Source organism: Pseudomonas sp. SWRI77 (assembly GCF_014269105.1).
In the GTDB taxonomy this organism is placed as follows: Bacteria; Pseudomonadota; Gammaproteobacteria; order Pseudomonadales; family Pseudomonadaceae; genus Aquipseudomonas; species Aquipseudomonas capeferrum.
Map to the genome: position 1 here is coordinate 31,028 of NZ_JABWRV010000031.1, position 21,803 is coordinate 52,830.

Annotated in this window: 1 protein-coding gene; it reads left to right on the forward strand. The window is 67.2% G+C overall.

Annotation, left to right across the window (positions count from 1 at the left end; translation table 11 throughout):
* Positions 1-21,768 (forward strand): BapA/Bap/LapF family large adhesin, encoded by a 21,768-nt coding sequence (locus HU766_RS23375; protein ID WP_186661056.1) that lies wholly within the window; start codon positions 1-3, stop codon positions 21,766-21,768.
* The last annotated feature ends 35 nt before the right edge of the window (positions 21,769-21,803 follow it).

The following is a 21,803-nucleotide window of genomic DNA, read 5'->3' on the forward strand; positions in this document are numbered from 1 at the left end:
ATGGACAACATCGTCGTCGCCGATAAGCAATCCGCAGTCGCCACCCAGAGTGCCTGGGGCAATGTCAGTCTCAACGGGCCAGGCGTCGTGCAGATGCCGGTTTCTCCCGATAAAGTGGCAACCGTCACCCAGCGCGGGCAAGACCTGATCGTTACCTTGAAGTCAGGCGAGAAGGTCACTATCGGCAACTTCTTCGCCGTGGATCAGGCGGGGGTCGGCAGCGACATCGTCTTCGTCGGTGAAGACGGCACCCTGTGGCATGCAAACTACGATGCAGCAGCATTCACTGGCTTTACCTTCGACGAAGTGGCTTCGCTGGATGAACTGGTCGCGGGTATCGGTGTGGCCGGTAGCGAGATGCCCACCTGGGCGATTGCCGGGCTCAGCCTGCTGGGTATCGGCGGCGCGGCGGCCGCTGCAGACAGCAGTGGCGGTGGCAGCAGCGGCAGCTCGGACCCGGGCGATACCACCGCCCCTGCCACGCCCATCGACCTGCTGGTGTCCCCCGATGGCCTGCGCCTGACCGGGCGTGGCGAAGCAGGCACCACGGTGAACATTCGCGACGCTGCGGGCAACCTGATCGGCAGCGGCACGGTGGGTGCCGATGGCAGTTTCAATGTGTCGCTTACCCCCCCGCAGATCAACAGCGAGAACCTTCAAGTCACCCTGACCGATGGCGCTGGCAATGTCTCGGCCCCAGGCAGTGTTACCGCCCCGGATGCAACAGCCCCCGTAGCGCCGACCGAGCTTGCCATCAATGAACAGGGTACAACCCTCACCGGCCGTGCCGAGCCCGGCTCCACGGTAGCGGTGCGGGGCGCCGGTGGCGTGCTGCTGGGCAGCGCGGTGGCCGGTGCCGACGGGCAATTCAGCATTGCTTTGCAGCCTGCGCAGACCGATGGCCAGGCCCTGGAAGTGACCGCCCAGGATGCGGCTGGCAACACTTCGCCAGCCGCCGGGATCACGGCCCCGGATGTCGAAACACCGCCCGACACTACCCCGCCGGATGCGCCAACCGACCTGCTGATCGCCCTGGCCGGGCGGCAACTCAGCGGCCGCGGTGAAGCGGGCACCACGGTGCAGGTGCGTGACGCCGCCGGCAATGTGCTGGCGACGGGCACTGTGGGTGCAGACGGCACTTTCGTGATCGCGCTTGACCCTGCCGTGATCGACGGCAGTACCTTGCAAGTGACCCTGACCGACGCCGCTGGCAACGTTTCGCAACCAGGCTCGGTTACCTCGCAAGACCAGCTGCCACCGGAACAGCCGACTGACTTGGCCCTGGCCGAGGGCGTGACCCTCACCGGTCGCGGTGAACCAGGCGCCACCGTGCAGGTTCGCGACGCTGCGGGTAACGTGATTGGCACCGCCCTGGTGGGCGCAGACGGCAGCTTCAGCCTGACGCTTTCGCCCGCTCAAGCCAACGGCGAGGCGCTGGATATCCGCCAGGTGGATGCCGCTGGCAACACCTCCGCCCCGCTGCAATTCGATGCCCCGGACATTACGCCGCCTGCTGCTGTCAGCAACATCGTCGTCGGCGCCGGAGGCGTGGCCCTGAGTGGTCGCGGCGAGCCGGGGGCCACGGTTGAAGTGCGCGACGCCAACGGCAATGTGATTGGCACCGGCACCGTATTGGCCAACGGCACGTTCCTGATCGACTTGGACCCTGCCGTACAACCTGGCGAACACTTGAGCCTGGTGCAGACCGACCCGAGCGGTAACGCTTCGGTTGCCTTTGAATACGATGTGCCACAGACCACCGCGCCAGCCAGCCCGAGCGACCTGGCCATCGATGCCGACGGCACCACCCTTACCGGTACCGCCCCAGCCGGCAGCCGTGTGGAAGTCCACGATGCCAATGGCACGCTGATCGGCAGCGCCATTGCCGGTGCCGATGGCACCTTCACTCTCGAACTCAACCCGGCACAGGCCAACGGCGAACTGCTGGACGTGGTCGCCATCGATGACACAGGGTTGTCGTCCCTGCCTGCGCAGATCACCGCGCCGGACATCACTGCTCCAACCGCACCGAGTGAACTGGTCGTCAGCGCTGACGGCACTGTTATCACCGGCCGCGCCGAACCCGGCAGCACCGTGCGTATTCTTGCCGCCGACGGCACCGAACTGGGCAGCGCCCTGGTCGGCCCGACCGGCGTGTTCAACATCACCCTCGCTCCGCCGCAAGTCGATGGCGAAGTACTGCAAGCCACCGCAACCGACGCCGCAGGCAATACCTCGACAGCCAGCTCCGTCACCGCACCCGATATCGACGGCGGCGACACCACGCCGCCTGACGCCCCTGTTGATCTAGTGATCGGCCTCGCGGGCCATCAACTTACTGGTCGTGGCGAAGCAGGCACTACCGTGCAGGTGCGCGATGCTGCCGGTAATGTACTGGCGACCGGCACCGTCGGTGCAGATGGCACCTTCGTGATCGCGCTCGACCCTGCCGTGATCGACGGCAGCACCTTGCAAGTCACCCTGACCGACGCCGCGGGCAACGTATCGCAGCCGGGCTCGGTCGCTTCGCAAGACTTGCTGCCACCGGCGCAGCCGACCGACCTGGCCCTGGCCGAAGGCGTGACCCTTACCGGTCGTGGCGAGCCAGGGGCTACGGTTCAAGTTCGCGACGCAGCGGGCACGGTGATCGGCACCGGCCTGGTGGGCGCAGATGGCCTGTTCAGTGTCACCCTCGCCCCCGCTCAAGCAAACGGCGAGGCACTGGATATCCGCCTGGTGGATGCTGCTGGCAACGGCTCGGCTCCGCTGCAATTCGATGCCCCGGACATTACGCCGCCTGCTGCCGTCAGCAACATCGTCGTCGGTGCCGGAGGCGTGGCCTTAAGTGGTCGTGGCGAGCCGGGTGCCACGGTTGAAGTGCGCGATGCCAATGGCAATGTGATTGGCACCGGTACGGTATTGGCCAACGGCACGTTCCTGATCGACTTGGACCCTGCCGTACAACCTGGCGAACACTTGAGCCTGGTGCAGACCGACCCGAGCGGTAACGCTTCGGTTGCCTTTGAATACGATGTGCCACAGACCACCGCGCCAGCCAGCCCGAGCGACCTGGCCATCGATGCCGACGGCACCACCCTTACCGGTACCGCCCCAGCCGGCAGCCGTGTGGAAGTCCACGATGCCAATGGCACGCTGATCGGCAGCGCCATTGCCGGTGCCGATGGCACCTTCACTCTCGAACTCAACCCGGCACAGGCCAACGGCGAACTGCTGGACGTGGTCGCCATCGATGACACAGGGTTGTCGTCCCTGCCTGCGCAGATCACCGCGCCAGACATCACCGCGCCGGCCGCACCGAGTGAGCTGGCCGTCAGCGCTGACGGCACTGTCGTCACTGGCCGCGCCGAACCCGGCAGCACCGTGCGTATTCTTGCCGCCGACGGCACCGAATTGGGCAGCGCCCTGGTCGGGCCGACCGGCGTGTTCAACATCACCCTCGCTCCGCCGCAAGTCGATGGCGAAGTACTGCAAGCCACCGCAACCGACGACGCAGGCAATACCTCGACAGCAAGCTCCGTCACCGCACCCGATATCGACGGCGGCGACACCACGCCGCCTGACGCCCCTGTTGATCTGGTGATCGGCCTCGCGGGCCATCAGATCACTGGCCGTGGCGAAGCGGGCACTACCGTGCAGGTGCGTGACGCCGCCGGCAATGTGCTGGCGACCGGCACCGTGGGTGCAGACGGTAGCTTCGTGATCGCGCTTGACCCTGCCGTGATTGACGGCAGCACCCTGCAAGTCACCCTGACCGACGCTGCCGGCAACGTATCGCAGCCGGGCTCGGTCGCTTCGCAAGACCTGCTGCCACCGGCACAGCCAACTGACCTGGCCCTGGCCGAAGGCGTAACGCTTACCGGTCGCGGCGAGCCTGGCGCCACTGTTCAAGTTCGCGACGCAGCGGGCACAGTGATCGGCACCGGCCTGGTAGGCGTAGATGGCAGCTTCAGCCTGACGCTCTCCCCAGCTCAGGCCAATGGCGAGGCGCTGGATATCCGCCAGGTGGATGCCGCAGGCAACAGCTCTGCTCCGCTGCAATTCAATGTCCCAGACATCACCCCCCCGGATGCCGTCAGCAACATCGTGGTCGGCCCTGGCGGCCTGGTACTGGGCGGTCGTGGCGAAGCGGGCGCCACCGTGGAAGTACGCGACGCCGATGGCAACCTGCTTGGCCGCGGTGTAGTCGGCGCCAACGGTACGTTCCTGATCAACCTGGACCCGGCTGCGCAACCGGGCGAACAGCTGAGCCTGGTACAGGTTGACCCAAGCGGCAACGCGTCGGCCGTGGTGGCGTTCGATGTCCCTCTGACGACCGCACCCGCCAGCCCGAGTGGCCTGGCCATCGATGCCGACGGCACCACCCTCACCGGTACCGCCCCAGCCGGCAGCCGTGTGGAAGTGCATGATGCCAATGGCACGCTGATCGGCAGCGCCATTGCCGGTGCCGACGGCACCTTCACTATCGAGCTCAATCCAGCCCAGGCCAACGGCGAACTGCTGGACCTAGTCGCCATCGATGACACGGGGCTGTCGTCCCTGCCTGCACAAATCACCGCGCCAGACATCACCGCGCCGACCGCACCGAGCGAGCTGGCTGTCAGCGCTGACGGCACGGTTATCACTGGCCGCGCCGAACCGGGCAGCACCGTACGTATTCTTGCCGCCGACGGCACCGAACTGGGCAGCGCCCTGGTCGGCCCGACTGGTGTGTTCAACATCACCCTCAACCCGCCTCAGGTCGATGGTGAAACGCTGCAAGCCACGGCGACCGACGCCGCTGGCAACACGTCGCTTACCAGCTCGGTCATCGCGCCGGACATCGACGGGGTAGACACTACGCCACCGAGCGCACCGACCAATCTGGTGATCGGCCTTGCCGGCACTCAGCTCAGCGGCCGTGGCGAAGCGGGCACCACCGTGCAGGTGCGTGACGTCGCCGGCAATGTGCTGGCGACCGGGAGCGTGGCTGCAGACGGCACCTTCGTGATCGCGCTTGACCCTGCCGTGATCGACGGCAGCACCCTGCAAGTCACCCTGACCGACGCCGCTGGCAACGTATCGCAGCCGGGCTCGGTCGCTTCGCAAGACTTGCTGCCACCGGCGCAGCCGACCGACCTGGCCCTGGCCGAAGGCGTGACCCTTACCGGTCGCGGCGAACCAGGCGCCACGGTGCAGGTGCGTGACGCCGCAGGCAACGTGATTGGTACCGGCCTGGTCAATGCGGATGGCAGCTTCAGCCTGACGCTTGCTCCGGCTCAAGCTAATGGCGAGGCACTGGATATCCGCCTGGTGGATGCTGCTGGCAATACCTCCGCCCCGCTGCAGTTCGATGCCCCGGACATTACGCCGCCTGCTGCAGTAAGCGATATTGTCGTCGGCGCTGGCGGCCTGATGCTGAGCGGTCGCGGCGAAGCCGGGGCCAGTGTTGAAGTGCGTGATGCCGACGGCAATGTAATCGGCACCGGCACGGTGGCCGCCAATGGCACCTTCATCATCGACCTCGACCCCGCCGTACAACCTGGCGAACAGCTAAGCCTGGTGCAGACCGACCCGAGCGGCAATGCTTCGGTTGCCTTTGAATACGATGTGCCCCTGATCACCGCGCCAGCCAGCCCGAGCGACCTGGCCATCGACGCCGACGGCACCACCCTCACCGGTACCGCGCCGGCCGACAGCCGTGTCGAAGTTCACGATGCCAATGGCACACTGATCGGCAGCGCCATTGCCGGTGCCGACGGTACCTTCACCCTCGAACTCAACCCGGCCCAGGCCAACGGCGAACTGCTGGACGTAGTCGCCATCGATGACACGGGGCTGTCGTCCCTGCCTGCGCAGATCAATGCGCCAGACATCACCGCACCGGCCGCACCGAGTGAGCTGGCCGTCAGCGCTGACGGCACTGTCGTCACCGGCCGTGCCGAACCCGGCAGCACCGTGCGTATTCTTGCCGCCGACGGTACGGAACTGGGCACTGCCCTGGTCGGCCCGACTGGCGTGTTCAACATCACCCTCGCTCCGCCGCAAGTCGATGGCGAAGTGCTGCAAGCCACCGCAACCGACGTTGCGGGCAATACCTCGACAACCAGTTCCGTCACCGCGCCGGATATCGACGGCGGTGATACCACGCCACCGGAGGCACCGACCAACCTGGTAATCGGCCTCGCTGGCGCGCAGCTTAGCGGCCGCGGCGAAGCAGGTACCACCGTTCAGGTACGTGATGCTGCCGGAAATGTACTGGCGACCGGCACCGTCGGTGCAGACGGCACCTTCGTGATCGCGCTTGACCCCGCCGTGATTGACGGCAGCACCCTGCAAGTCACCCTGACCGACGCTGCCGGCAACGTTTCGCCACCGGGCTCGGTCGCGTCGCAAGACTTGCTGCCACCGGCGCAGCCGACTGACCTGGCCCTGACCGAAGGCGTAACCCTTACCGGTCGCGGCGAACCAGGCGCCACTGTTCAGGTTCGCGACGCCGCAGGCACCGTGATCGGCACCGGCCTGGTCGGCGCCGATGGCCTGTTCAGCGTCACCCTCGCCCCCGCTCAGGCGAACGGCGAGGCGTTGGACATCCGTCAACTGGACGCTGCTGGCAACAGCTCGGCCCCGCTGCAGTTCGATGCCCCGGATATCACGCCGCCTGGCGCAGTAAGCGATATTGTCGTCGGCGCTGGCGGCCTGGTGCTGAGCGGTCGCGGCGAAGCCGGGGCCAGCGTCGAAGTGCGTGATGCCGACGGTAATGTGACCGGCACCGGTACCGTGGCCGCCAATGGCACCTTCATCATCAACCTCGACCCTGCCGTGCAACCTGGCGAGCAGCTGAGCCTGGTGCAGACCGACCCGAGCGGCAACGCTTCGGTGGCCTTCGAATACGACGTACCGCTGACCACCGCACCGGCCAGCCCGAGCGGCCTGGCCATCGATGCCGACGGCACCACCCTCACCGGTACCGCCCCAGCCGGCAGCCGCGTGGAAGTGCATGATGCCAATGGCACCTTGGTCGGCAGCGCCATTGCCGGTGCCGACGGCACCTTCACCCTCGAACTCAGCCCGGTCCAGGCCAATGGCGAGTTGCTGGACGTGGTCGCCATCGATGACACAGGGTTGTCGTCCCTGCCTGCGCAGATCACTTCGCCAGACATCACCGCACCGGCTGCACCTGCCGAATTGGCCGTCAATGCCAACGGCACCGTCATCACTGGCCGCGCCGAACCGGGCAGTACCGTGCGTATTGTTGCTGCCGACGGCACCGAGCTGGGCACTGCCCTGGTCGGCCCGACCGGCGTGTTCAACATCACCCTGGATCCGCCGCAAGTCGATGGCGAAGTCCTGCAAGCCACCGCAACCGACGCCGCAGGCAACACTTCTACAACCAGCTCCGTCACCGCGCCGGACATCGATGGCGGCGACACCACGCCACCGGAGGCGCCGACCAACCTGGTGATCGGCCTCGCTGGCTCGCAGCTCAGCGGCCGCGGCGAAGCAGGCACCACCGTGCAGGTGCGTGATGCCGCCGGCAATGTGCTGGCGACCGGAACCGTCGGTGCAGATGGCACCTTCGTGATCGCGCTTGACCCTGCCGTCATCGACGGCAGCACCTTGCAAGTGACCCTGACCGATGCTGCCGGCAACGTTTCACAGCCGGGTTCGGTCGCCTCGCAAGACCTGCTGCCGCCGGCACAACCCACCGACCTGGCCCTGGCCGAAGGCGTGACCCTTACCGGTCGCGGCGAACCAGGCGCCACTGTTCAAGTACGCGATGCAGCGGGCACGGTGATCGGCACCGCCCTGGTGGGCGCGGATGGCCTGTTCAGCGTCACCCTCGCCCCCGCTCAAGCAAACGGCGAGGCACTGGATGTCCGCGTGGAGGATGCCGCCGGCAACACCTCCACCCCGCTGCAGTTCGATGCTCCGGACATCACCCCACCTGGCGCTGTCAGCAACATCGTCGTCGGTGCCGACGGCCTGGCCCTGAGCGGCCGTGGCGAAGCGGGTGCCAGCGTTGAAGTACGCGATGCCAGTGGCAATGTGATTGGCACCGGCACGGTACTGGCCAACGGCACCTTCCTGATCGACCTCGACCCGGCCGCACAGCCTGGTGCGCAGCTCAGCCTGGTGCAAACCGACCCGAGCGGCAACGCCTCCGAAGCCCTGCTGTACGACGTACCCCTGACCACCGCGCCGGCCAGCCCGAGCGACTTGGTAGTGGCCGAAGACGGTACCAGCATCAGTGGTAATGCCCCGGCTGGCACCCGTGTTGAAGTGCATGATGCCAACGGCACCCTGGTCGGCAGCGTGGTGGCGGGTGCCGATGGCACGTTCACCGTCATCCTCGACCCGGCCCAGGCCAACGGCGAACTGCTGGATGTGGTGGCCATCGATGACACGGGCTTGTCGTCCCTGCCTGTGCAAATCGCAGCACCGGACATCACTGCCCCAACCGCCCCAAGCGAGCTCGCCGTGAGCGCGGACGGCAGCACAGTCACCGGCCGCGCCGAACCGGGCAGCACCGTGCGTATTCTTGCCGCTGACGGCAGCGAACTGGGCACTGCCCTGGTCGGCCCGACCGGCACCTTCAACATCACCCTCGACCCGCCGCAAGTCGATGGGGAGGTGCTGCAGGTCACCGCAACCGATGCTGCGGGCAATACCTCCACAGCCGGCACGGTCACAGCGCCGGACATCGACGGCGGTGACACCACGCCACCGGAGGCACCGACCAACCTGGTGATCGGCCTCGCCGGCAGCCAGCTCAACGGCCGCGGCGAAGCCGGGGCCAGCGTGCAGGTGCGCGATGCCGAGGGCAATCTCCTGGCCACTGGCACGGTCAACCCGGATGGCAGCTTCCAGCTCACCCTGGACCCAGCCGTGAACGACGGCAGCACCCTGCAAGTGGTACTGACCGACGCCGCAGGCAACGCCTCCGAACCCGGCTCGGTCATCTCGCCAGACCTGCTGGCCCCTGAGCAACCGACCGGCCTGGGCCTGGCCAATGGCGTGACCTTGACCGGTAGCGGCGAACCGGGCGCCACGGTGCAGGTTCGCAATGCTGCTGGCGACCTGATCGGCACCGGCCTGGTCAACGACAACGGCAGCTTCAGCCTCACACTGTTCCCTGCGCAGGCCAATGGCGAGGCGCTGGATGTGCGCCTGGTGGATGCCGCTGGCAACAGCTCCACCCCACTGCAATACGATGCCCCGGACATCACCCCACCGGCGGCAGTCAGCAACATTGTCGTCGGCGCCGACGGCCTGGCCCTGAGCGGTCGGGGCGAAGCAGGAGCCAGCGTCGAAGTGCGTGACGCCGATGGCAACCTGATCGGCACCGGCACCGTTGGCGAAAACGGCACCTTCCTGATTGACCTTGCGCCAGCTGCCCAACCGGGCGCGCAACTGAGCCTGGTGCAGACCGACCCAAGCGGCAACGCCTCCGAAGCATTGCTATACGACGTACCCCTGACCACCGCGCCGGCCAGCCCAAGCGACCTGGTGGTGGCCGAAGACGGTACCAGCATCAGCGGTAGCGCCCCAGCCGGTACGCGCGTGGAAGTGCACGATGCCAACGGCACCCTGGTCGGCAGCGTGGTGGTCGGCGCCGAAGGCACCTTCACCGTCATCCTCAACCCGGCCCAAGCCAACGGCGAGTTGCTCGACCTGGTGGCTATCGACGGCACCGGCGCATCGTCGCTGCCAGTGCAAGTGGGCGCACCCGACATCACCGCGCCCGCCACACCGACCGAACTTGCCGTCAGTACCGATGGCAGCGTGGTCACCGGGCGTGCCGAAGCCGGTAGCACCGTGCGGATCCTGGCGGCCGATGGCACTGAACTTGGCAGTGCACTGGTTGGCCCGACCGGCATCTTCAACATCACCCTCGACCCACCTCAGGTCGACGGTGAGGTGTTGCAAGTGACGGCCACCGACAACGCCGGCAACAGCTCCACGGCGGGAACCGTCACGGCCCCGGACATCGACGGCGGTGATACCACCCCACCGGAGGCGCCAACCAACCTGGTGATCGGCCTCGCCGGCAGCCAGCTCAACGGCCGCGGCGAAGCCGGTGCCAGCGTGCAGGTGCGCGATGCAGAGGGCACTCTCCTGGCCACCGGCACGGTCAACCCGGATGGCAGCTTCCAGCTCACCCTGGACCCGGCCGTCAAAGACGGCAGTACCCTGCAAGTGGTACTGACCGACGCCGCAGGCAACGCCTCCGAACCTGGCTCGGTCATCTCGCCAGACCTGCAGGCACCCGAACAACCGACCGGCCTGGCCCTGGCCAATGGCGTGACCTTGACCGGTAGCGGCGAGCCGGGTGCCACGGTGCAGGTCCACGACGCTGATGGCGACCTGATCGGCACGGGCCTGGTCAACGACAACGGCAGCTTCAGCCTTACGCTGTCGCCTGCACAGGCCAATGGCGAAGCCCTCGACATCCGCCTGGTGGATGCCGCCGGCAACACCTCTGCTCCGCTGCAGTTCGATGCCCCGGACATCACCCCACCGGCAGCGGTCAGTACCATCGTGGTCGGTGCCGACGGCCTGACTCTCAGTGGCCGCGGCGAAGCGGGGGCCAGTGTCGAAGTGCGTGACGTCGATGGCAACCTGCTGGGCAGCGGTACCGTGCTTGCCAACGGCACCTTCCTGGTCGACCTCAACCCCGCCGCGCAGCCGGGCGAACGCCTGAGCCTGGTCCAGACCGACGCGGCCGGCAATGCCTCTGAAGCCCTGCAATACGATGTGCCGCTGGCCACCGTACCCACCAGTCCAAGCGAGCTGGTGGTCGCTGAAGACGGCACCAGCATCAGCGGTAGCGCCCAGACCGGCACCCGCGTAGAAGTGCACGATGCCAACGGCACCTTGGTCGGCAGCGTGGTGGTCGGTGCCGAAGGCACCTTTACCGTCGTGCTCACACCCGCACAGGCCAATGGCGAACTGCTGGATGTGGTGGCCATCGACAGCACCGGTGCATCGTCCCTGCCGGTACAAGTCAGCGCACCGGACATCACCGCCCCCGACACGCCCACCGAACTCGCCGTCAGCACCGATGGCAGCGTGGTCACCGGGCGTGCCGAAGCCGGCAGCACCGTGCGGGTGCTGGCAGCCGATGGCACCGAGCTGGGCAGCACGCTGGTCGGCCCAAGCGGCGCCTTCAGCGTCACCCTTACCCCACCCCAAGTCGATGGCGAACAACTGCAAGTCACTGCCACCGATACCACGGGCAATAGCTCGACAGCCGGCACCGTCACCGCGCCGGATATCGACAACGGCGGCGATACCACGCCGCCAGAGCCGGCCACCGACCTGGTGGTCAGCGATGACGGGCGCACTGTTTCTGGTCGAGGCGAACCTGGCGCGACGGTCGAGGTACGCAACGACCAGGGCCAACTGCTGCAAAGTGGCACGGTAGGCCCTGACGGCGACTTCACCGTGCAACTGCCGTCGGCGGTTGTAGACGGTTCGTCCCTGCAAGTGACCTTGACCGATGCCGCCGGCAACGTTTCGCAACCAGGCTCGGTGGCCACACCGGACCAGGTTGCCCCGCTGCAACCCACCGACCTGGTGCTTACCGCTGGCAACAGCCTCACCGGTAGCGCCGAACCGGGCGCGCGGGTGAACGTACGTGACGCCTTGGGCGACTTGATCGGCAGCGCCATCGTCGAGCCCGACGGCACCTTCACCCTGACCCTGAACCCTGCCCAGGCCAATGGCGAGACCCTGGCCATCACCGTGGTCGACGCCGCCGGCAACGCCTCGGTGCCGTTGAGCTACGTGGCACCGGACATCACCGCGCCAGCGATCATCACCGACGTCGTCGCCGGTGCTGGCAGCCTGGCCGTGTCCGGTCGCGGCGAAGCCGGCGCCGAAGTGGAAGTGCGGGATGCCGGTGGCACTGTCATCGGCGCCGGCACGGTGGCCCCGAATGGCACCTTCGTGATCGACCTCGCCAACCCATTGGCCGCTGGCGAGTCGATCGTACTGGTGCAAACCGACGCCGCTGGCAACACCTCGGTGGGCATCGACGTCATCGTTGCCGATGCACCGCTGCCCGAAAGCCCGAGCGATCTGGTGCTGGCACCTGACGGTTCATCCATCAGCGGCACTGCCCCAGCGGGCACGCAAGTTGAGGTGCGCGACGCCCAGGGCACTGTCATTGGCAGCGTCCAGGCAGGCACCGACGGCACCTTCACCATCGGCCTGACACCTGCTCAGGCCAACGGCGAAGTGCTTGATGTGGTCGCCGTCGATGCCGATGGCAACAGCTCGCTGCCGGCCCAGATCACCGCACCCGACATCACCCCGCCCAACCAGGCCAGCGACCTGCAGCTCAGCGCCGATGGCAGCGTCCTCACCGGGCGCGGCGAGCCAGGCACCACCGTGCAGGTCATCAACGCCCAGGGCGATGTGCTGGGTAATGCCCAGGTCGGCGACAACGGCGTCATCAGCGTTATCCTGACCCCCGCGCAAACCGACGGCCAGGAACTGGACGTGGTACTGCGCGACCCCGCAGGCAACACCTCCAGCGCAACCGTCAATGCGCCTGACCTGGATGGCCCGCTGCAGCCTTCGGGCCTGGCCATCGATACCGCCGGCATCCACCTCACCGGGCAGGGCCAGAGCGGTTCGATCGTGACCGTGCGCGCCGAGGACGGCACCGTGCTGGGAACCGCCACGGTGGCTGCCGACGGCCGCTTCGACGTCACCCTCAACCAGCCGCAGCGCAATGGCGAAAGCCTGACCGTGGAAGCCACCGATAACCTGGGCAACAGCGCAGGCCCGGTCGACTTCACAGCGCCCGATACCACGCCACCGCAAGAGGTCACTGGCGTCGCCATCGATGACGTAGGCACCACCGTCACCGGCACCGGTGAACCCGATGCCACGGTCATCGTGCGGGGGCCGGACGGCACCGTACTGGGCAGCGTCGTGGTCGGTGCGGGCGGCACCTTCGAAATCACCCTGGACACGCCGCAAACCAACGGCCAGGCACTGACCGTGGAGCAACGTGACCCCACCGGCAACTTGTCCACCGCCGTCACCCTGCCGGCACCGGACAGCGAAGCGCCAGACACCCCGACAGGCCTCACCTTGTCGGGCGATGGCCGCACCCTTAGCGGCACCGGCGAGCCGGGTGCGCAGGTTACCGTCACCGGCACGGCCGGCGCGATTGTGGGCACCGCCGTGGTCGAGGCCGACGGCAGCTTCCGCGTAAGCATCGACCCGCCACAACTCAACGGGCAGACCCTGTCCGTCACCCAGGCTGACGGCGCCGGCAATGATTCGACGCCTGGCACCGTGACCGCGCCTGACCTCGAAGCACCGGCAGCGGCGCAAGGCCTGGGCCTGAACCCCGAAGGCACGGTACTCAGTGGCCAGGGCGAACCGGGTAGCACCGTGGAAGTGCGCAACGCAGCCGGCGACCTGCTGGGCACCCTCCCGGTGGGCGAGGACGGCACCTTCAGCGTTACCCTCACGCCCGCCCAGACCAACGGCGAAGTGCTGTCGGTAGTACTGATCGACAGCGAAGGCAATGCATCGCCATCGGCCACCTTCACCGCCGATGACAGCACCGCCCCTACCGCACCGGACGGGCTCTCCATCACCCCCGGCGGCAACGCGATCCAGGGCACCGGCGAAGCGGGCTCGACTGTTGAAGTGCGCACCCCCGACGGCACCTTGGTGGGCAGTGTGGTAGTACCGGCTGGCGGCCTGTTCACAGTACCGCTGGCGCCTGCGCAGCTCGATGGCCAGGCGCTGGACGTGACCTTGACCGACGCCGCTGGCAACCAATCCCTGCCTACCCAGATCATCGCACCGGACGTCACGCCGCCAGCACTGCCCACCGACGTGGTGGTCAGCCCGGATGGCACCACCGTTACCGGCAACGCGCCAGGCGCCACTTCGGTGACGGTGCGGGACGCGGACGGCAACGAAACCACCGAGCCGGTGAACCCCGACGGCAGCTTCAGCGTGACGCTGCCGACCCCGCAGACCAATGGCGAAAGCGTGACCGTGGTAGTCACCGACGGCGCCAACAACGGCTCCGCGCCGATCACCATCACCGCACCCGACACCACCGACCCGCTCCCGGCCACGGGGGTTACCGTCAACCCGGATGGCAGCATTGTCGGAGGGGGCGCCGAACCTGGCAGCACGGTGGTCATCCGTAACCCGGACGGCAGCGAGCGCGGCAGCGAAACCGTGGGCCCGGACGGCACCTTCGTGGTACCGGTCAGCCCACCACTGACGGCGGGCGAAACCGTCGACGTGGTGGTGATCGACCCTGCCGGCAACGAGTCCACCCCGGTCTCGCTGGACGGCCCGGATGGCACCGAAGCCGCCACTCCAAGCGGCCTCGCCCTCAGCGCCGATGGCTTCCTGCTGATCGGCCAGGGCACCGTCGGGTCGCTGATCACCGTGACCGCCGGCGGCACCACCCTGGGCACGGCGACGGTTGGCAGCGATGGCACCTTCCGGGTGTTCTTCCAGAATGCCCAGCTCAATGGCGAGACCCTTGTGGTCACCGCTCGCACCTCGGTCGATGGCAATCCGTCGGTACCGGCCACCCTCGTGGCCAACGACAGCACAGCGCCGGATGCGCCGACCCAGGTTGCCATCGACCGTACCGGCAGCACGCTGACCGGCCAGGGCGAAGTGGGTGCGACCGTTCGCGTGGTCAATGCCCAGGGCGACGTGCTTGGCACCGCGACCGTCGGCAGCAATGGCTTGTTCAGCATCAGCTTCGCGCCAGCGCTGGCCAATGCGCAAAACCTGATCGTCACCCAGGTCGATGGCGCGGGTAACGTCTCGCTCGCGGCCACCCTGCAGGCGCCTGACCTGCAGGCGCCGCTGGCAGCCAACAACCTCAGCCTGAACAGCGCGGCCACCGTGCTCAGCGGCGAAGGCGAAGCCGGTGCCAACGTCACCGTGCGTGATGCCAGCGGCGCGATCCTGGCCACCGGCACCGTCAACCAGAACGGCCAGTTCCAGATCACCCTGCCGAGCGCGCAAACCGACGGCAGCCCCCTGCAGGTCACGCTCAGCGATGCTGCGGGTAACGTGTCTGGCCCGGCCAGCATGGCGACGCCAGACCGCACACCGCCTGCCGCCATCAGCAACCCCGTCCTCAGCCAGGACGGCCGGCAGCTGTCGGGCAGCGGTGAAGTGGGCGCCACGGTCCAGGTCCGCAATGCCGCCGGCACCGTGCTCGGCACCGCCGTGGTCGGGGCCGATGGGCGCTTCACGGTGGTGTTCGACACACCGCAGGCCAACGGCCAGGCCATCGGCGTCACGCAAGTGGATGCTGCTGGCAATACCTCGACGGCAGTCAACGTCAGCACCCCTGACCTGACCCCACCCGCGCCGCTGACCAATGTGGTGCTGAACAACAACGGCCTGACCCTGAGCGGCCTCGGTGAAGCAGGCGCCACCGTGACCGTGCGCGGCCCGGATGGCACCATCATCGGCACCGGGCTGGTGGCCGCCAACGGCAGCTTCACACTGACGCTCGACAATGCACAGCTCAACGCCCAGCACTTGAGCGTGACCCAGACCGACGCGGGCAACAACACCTCTACTGCAGTGGCAGTCACCGCGCCGGACTTCACCCCACCACCGGCACCGACCACCCTGGCCCTGGCTGCCACCGGCCTGCAACTGACCGGTAACGCAGAAGCGGGCAGCACCGTGACCGTGCGCGATGCCGCAGGCAACGTGCTCGGCACTGCAGTGGCCGGCAGCAATGGCACCTTCCAGGTCACCCTGAACAGTGCCCAGACCAACGGCCAGACCGTGCAGGTAACCGCCACCGATGCCGCAGGCAACGTGTCGCCAGCCGCGCCTTACACCGCAGCCGATACCACGCCACCTGCCGTCGTGACCAACCTTGCTGTAGCGGCCAATGGCGCGACCCTCACCGGCACCGGTGAAGCCAACGCCACAGTCACCGTTCGCGCACCGGACGGTAGCGTGCTAGGCACCGCCACCGTCGGGGCCGATGGCCACTTCAGCGTGGCCCTGTCACCGGCTGCCATTACCGGCGAAAGCCTCAGCGTGGTGCAGGCCGATGCCGCGCAGAACGTTTCGCCTGCGCAAACCGTCACCGCGCCGGGCGTGCTGGCGCCGGATACACCCGACAACCTGGTACTGGCTGCCGATGGCCTGGCAGTGACCGGCACGGCAACCCCAGGCAGCACGGTGAATGTGTATGGCCCCAATGGCGTACTGCTGGGTACCGCCCCGGTCGCCAACGACGGCACCTTCACGGTCAACCTCGGTAGCGCCCAGGCCAACGGCGAAGTGCTGCAAGTCAGCGCCGTAGGCACCGACGGCAGCACGTCGCTGCCGGCCAGCCTGCAAGCGCCCGACACCACCGCACCGTTGCCACTGGCCAATGTCGTGCTGTCCAGCGACGGGCTGGTGCTCAGTGGCCGCGGCGAGCCGGGTGCCACCGTCACCGTGATCGGTGAAGGCGGCATCGATCTCGGCACCGGTCTGGTCGATGTCAATGGCAACTTCAGCATTGGCCTTGGCAGCGCGCAGATCAACGGCGAACAGCTCAGCGCCAGCCAGTCCGATGTTGCCGGCAACGAGTCCAACAGCATCAGCCTCACCGCGCCTGATCGCGTGGCACCCGATGCCGCCGAGAACCTGGCCTTCGCCGGGGGCGGCAGCCTGCTCAACGGTACCGGCGAAGCGGGCGCCACTGTCCGCGTGCTGGCTGCCGATGGCAGCGTGCTCGGCACCGCGGTCGTGCGTGGCGACGGCAGCTTCCAGGTAGACCTCGGTACGCCGCAGGCCAACGGCCAGCAGGTGCAAGTGGTGCTGATCGATGCCGCCGGCAACCAGTCGGATGCCAGTGCCATCACCGCGCCCGACACCACGCCACCAGCCGCACCAACCGAGCTTGCCATCTCCAGCGATGGCATCACCCTCACCGGCCGCGGCGAGGTTGGGGCAGAGGTCATCGTCACCGCGCCGAATGGCGATGAAGTCGGCAGGGCCACGGTCGACGCCAGCGGGCATTTCACCGTCACCCTCACCCCGGCGTTGGGTAACAGCGAGCTGCTCAGCTTCACCCAGACCGACGCTGCCGGCAACGTATCGGCGGTAGCCACCCTGCAGACCCCAGACTTCACCCCGCCCGCCGCGCTCACCGAGGTCGACATCAGTGTCGACGGCAGCGTGGTGACCGGCCTGGGCGAAGCCGGGGCAACCGTCACCGTGCGCAACACTGCAGGCACCGTGCTGGGCTTTGGCACCGTGCAGGCCGACGGCAGCTTCCGCGTCGAGCTGACCCCCGCGCAGATCAACAGCGAACCGCTGTCGGTACAACAGGCCGACCCACCCGGCAATATCAGTGCGCCGGTCAACATCCTGGCGCCCGACCTCACGCCACCAGCGCCTGCGACCGAGCTGCGGCTCAACGTGGCGGGCGACCAGCTCAGCGGCATCGGCGAAGCGGGCGCTACCGTTCGCGTCTATGTCGGCATCACCCAGATCGGTACCATCGAGGTGGGTGCCGACGGTAAGTTCGTGGTCGACCTGAGCTCGGCGCAGCTTGACGGGCAGGTGCTGCAAGTGACCCTGACCGATCCGCGCGGCAACGTCTCGCCGATCAGCACGACCACCGCAGCTGACATTACCCCGCCAGCCACAGTGATCGCCGTGATCAACGACAGCGGCACCCAGCTGGTTGGTACCGGTGAAGCCGGCGCCCGCGTCACCGTGGTAAACAACAATGGCGACCTGCTTGGCCAGGTGACAGTCGACCCGGACGGCACCTTCGTGCTCGACCTGAACGCTGCGCAGATCAACGGCCAAACCCTGACCCTCATCGCCCAGGACGCCACCGGCAACCCGTCCGCGCCACTGCAAGTGACCGCACCGGACCTGACGCCACCGCTACCACCGACCGACTTGTTGCTCAACCCGGCCGGCACCTCGATGACGGGTACTGCCGAAGCAGGCACCACCATCACCGTTCGCGGGCCGAACAACGCGGTGGTTGGCACGGTGGAGGTACCTGAGAACGGCCAGTTCACCGTCACCCTCAACCCGGCCCAGAACAATGGCCAACTGCTGACCGTGGTGTCCACCGACGATGCCGGCAACGCCTCGCTGCCTGCCAGCTACCAGACCAACGACACCTCGCCGCCTGCGGTGGTCACGGACATGGCCATCAACAACACCTTCAACGTGCTGACCGGTAAAGGCGAACCCAATGCGACGGTCACCGTCAGCCGCGGCGGCATCGTGCTGGGCACTGGCGAGGTGGATGCTGCCGGCAACTTCCAGGTAACCCTGGTGCCGGCAGCCGGCAGCCTTGCCACGTTGGCGGTGACGCAGTCTGACGGCTTCAACACCTCGGCGGTCGCGACCTATATCACGCCACTGCTGGCACCGCCGGTGCCGCCCACCAACGTGACCCTGGGCAGCGACGGCCTGACCCTGTCGGGCAACGCGCCGAGCGGTGTCGGCATCCGCGTGTACGATGCCGCAGGCAACCTGATCGGCACGGGCGGGGCCACACTCAATGGCACCTTCACCCTGCAACTGGACACGGCGCAGCTCGACGGCCAGCACCTTAGCGTGACGGCAGTGGCACTGGTGGGCGGCGAATCGCAACCGACCTTCGTCCAGGCCGCCGACATCACGCCACCGGCCAACCCGCTGGTGACCGGCCTGTCCGCCAATGGCCTGGTACTCACCGGTACCGGTGAGGCCAATGCTACGGTGACCGTGCGCGACGCCGCCAACAACGTGCTCGGCACCGGGGTGGTGAATGCCGGTGGCGTGTTCAGCATCAACCTGATCACGCCGCAGCTCAATGGCCAGGTATTGGCCGTGAGCCAGGCCGATACGACCGGCAACGCGTCTGGCAGCACCAGCTTCACGGCTATCGATGTACAGCCGCCTGTTGCGCCTACCAACGTGGTCATCAACGGCACGGGTACCGAGCTCACAGGGCGTGGCGAGGCCGGTGCAACCGTGACCGTGCAAGGCCCGAGCGGCCCGCTCGGCTCGGCCGTGGTGCAACCCGACGGTACCTTCACCATCACCCTGACCACAGCGCAAAATGATGGGCAATTGCTGGTCGTACGCCAGTCCGACCCGTCCGGCAACCTGTCCGCCAGCATCAGCCTGACGGCGCCGGACACCACGCCACCGGCAGCGCCGCTGGCAACCATCAACGCCAACGGCACGGCCGTCAGCGGCTCTGGCCAGGTCGGCAGCACCGTCACCGTGCGCAACAGCGCAGGCACCGTGCTGGGCACTGCAACAGTGGGCAGCAACGGCCTGTTCGTGGTCAGCCTGACTGCGGCGCAGATCGACAACCAGGCCCTGAGCGTCACCCTCACCGACGGTGCGGGTAATGCCTCAACCGGCACCGCGCTTACCGCACCTGACCTGACCCCACCAGCGGCCGCCAGCAACCTGGTGATCAGCGCCGACGGCAGCAGCCTCACCGGCAGTGGCGAGGTGGGTGCCACCGTCACCGTGCGCAGTGCCAACGGCACCGTGCTGCAGACGGCGGTGGTGCAACCGGACGGCAACTTCACCGTGGCCCTGAGCCCACCTCAGGATAATGGCCAGTTGCTGTCGGTCACCCTCAGCGACGGGCGCGGCAACGTGTCCGGCAACGTCAACATCACCGCGCCCGACGTCGACGCCAATGCCCCGGTGATCGCCAGCGACAACCTGGTGACCGCCGAGGTCAACCTGGCACCGGTGGTCAGCTCGCGGACTTATCAGGACAGCTTCACGACCTTGCTGGCGGGCTTCACCAAGACCTACACCTGGACGGTAGGTGCCGGTACCACCGTGGACCCGACGCTGACCCTGAACACCAGCAGCGCGCTGTCGCTGCTCGACAACACGACCTTCACCCTGCAGGTGAAGAACGCTGACGGTAACTGGGTGACCTTGGCCACAGGCACCAGCCAAGGCCTGCTCGACCTGATCCTGCTGCCGCTGGGCCAGGGCATCCGCGTCGATATCGGCGTGCTGCAGGCGGGGGACTATCGCCTGACCGTCGGCAGTGGCGGCATCGGCCTGATTACCAACGTGACCACCACGCTGGACATCGAAACCACCAGCCTCACGCAGTTCACCGGCACCGGCACGGCAACATCGGGGAACGTCATCACTGACGTCGGCACCGACGGCGCCGTCGACGCCCTTGGCCCGGACAGCGCCGCCGTCCTTCAGGTCATGAAGGACGGCAGCTATGTCTCGGCGGGCAGCGCCACCACGGTGCAGGGCTTGTACGGCACCCTGGTGATCCGCGGCGACGGCAGCTACACCTACACGCCTAACGGCAGCCCATCGAGCGTCGGCAAGGTCGATGTGTTCAGCTACCAGCTGCTGCATGCCAACGGCGCGTCCGATGCCGCCAACCTGTATGTGCGCATCGACAGCCCACAAGCCACGGAAATCTGGAGCGACAGCAACTACGGCGCACCGGCCACGGTGGTCGACGCGGTCAACGATGCCGGTACCAGCCACCTCACCCTGGCCAACCGGGTAGACACCAACAGTGACACGCTAGGCACGCTCCGCTTGCCATTGATTGGTTCACGCCAGGCCCTCTACGACACTAGCGTTGCCGCCGACACCACGGCCAACCTGCAAGTGGTAGTCAACTCCACCAACCTGTTGAGCCTGCTCAATGGCACCACCCTCGACCTGCTCAAACTCAACCCGGCTACCGGCCAGTACGTGCTGGTGCAGTCGGTCGGTGGCGGCTCACTGATCAGCCTGCTTGGCGGCGGTGCCGGCTACACGTTCCAGAACCAAGGCGCCGGCGCCTACCAAATACGTGTCACCGCAGGCGGCATCGGCCTGGCCAGCTCGATCACCACCAGCGTCAACGCCACTACCACGCACCTGACCGAGTTCGTGGTCAGCGGCGCCACCGCAGTCACCGGCAACCTGTTGACCGACGACAACGTCGGCTCGCCATTGACCGTGCTGAGTGTGATGACGGCGGCCAATACCTACACCATCCCGGGCTACAACGGGGTCAGTGTGGAGGGCAACTACGGCACCTTGCTGGTGCACGCCGATGGCAGCTACACCTACACCCTCGACGCCGGGCTGACCAATGCGGTGATCGGCCAGCATGAAACCTTCACCTACGAACTGACCCACCCCAACGGCACCACCGACACCGCCAACCTCACCATCAACCTGGACAACGCCGCCAACTTCACCGCCACCAGCTCGCTGCTGGCCGACACCGGCGACGAAGGTGTGGCACTGGCCAGTATCGCGGCGGCGGCCTCCAGCGAAGTGATCGCCGGCACCGACGGCAACGACCACCTCGATGGCAGCCAGGGCGGCCACATCACCCTGCAAGGGGGGGCGGGCGACGACACCTTGGTGGTGGTCGACCAGAACTTCGCCAGCGTCGATGGCGGCACCGGTACCGACACCCTGCTGTGGGGCGGCGGTGATGCCAGCATCGACCTGGGTAACCTGGCCGGGCGGGTGCATGACATCGAAGTGATCGACCTCAACGACACCAGTTCGGTGGCGCTGACCCTGAACCTGGCGGACGTGGTCGCGATCACCGAAACCGGCACCGACACACTGGTCATCAAGGGGGATGAAAACGACTCGGTTCACATGACGGACAACTGGGCGCTGGTCGGAAACCAAACCGCCGACGGCATCGACTATAACCAATACACGGCCCAGGAGGATCCAAGCCAGCACCTGTGGGTGCAGAACGGTATCCATGTCGTCTGAGGCCGCTGCAACCCCGCCGGGCCATCGCCCGGCGG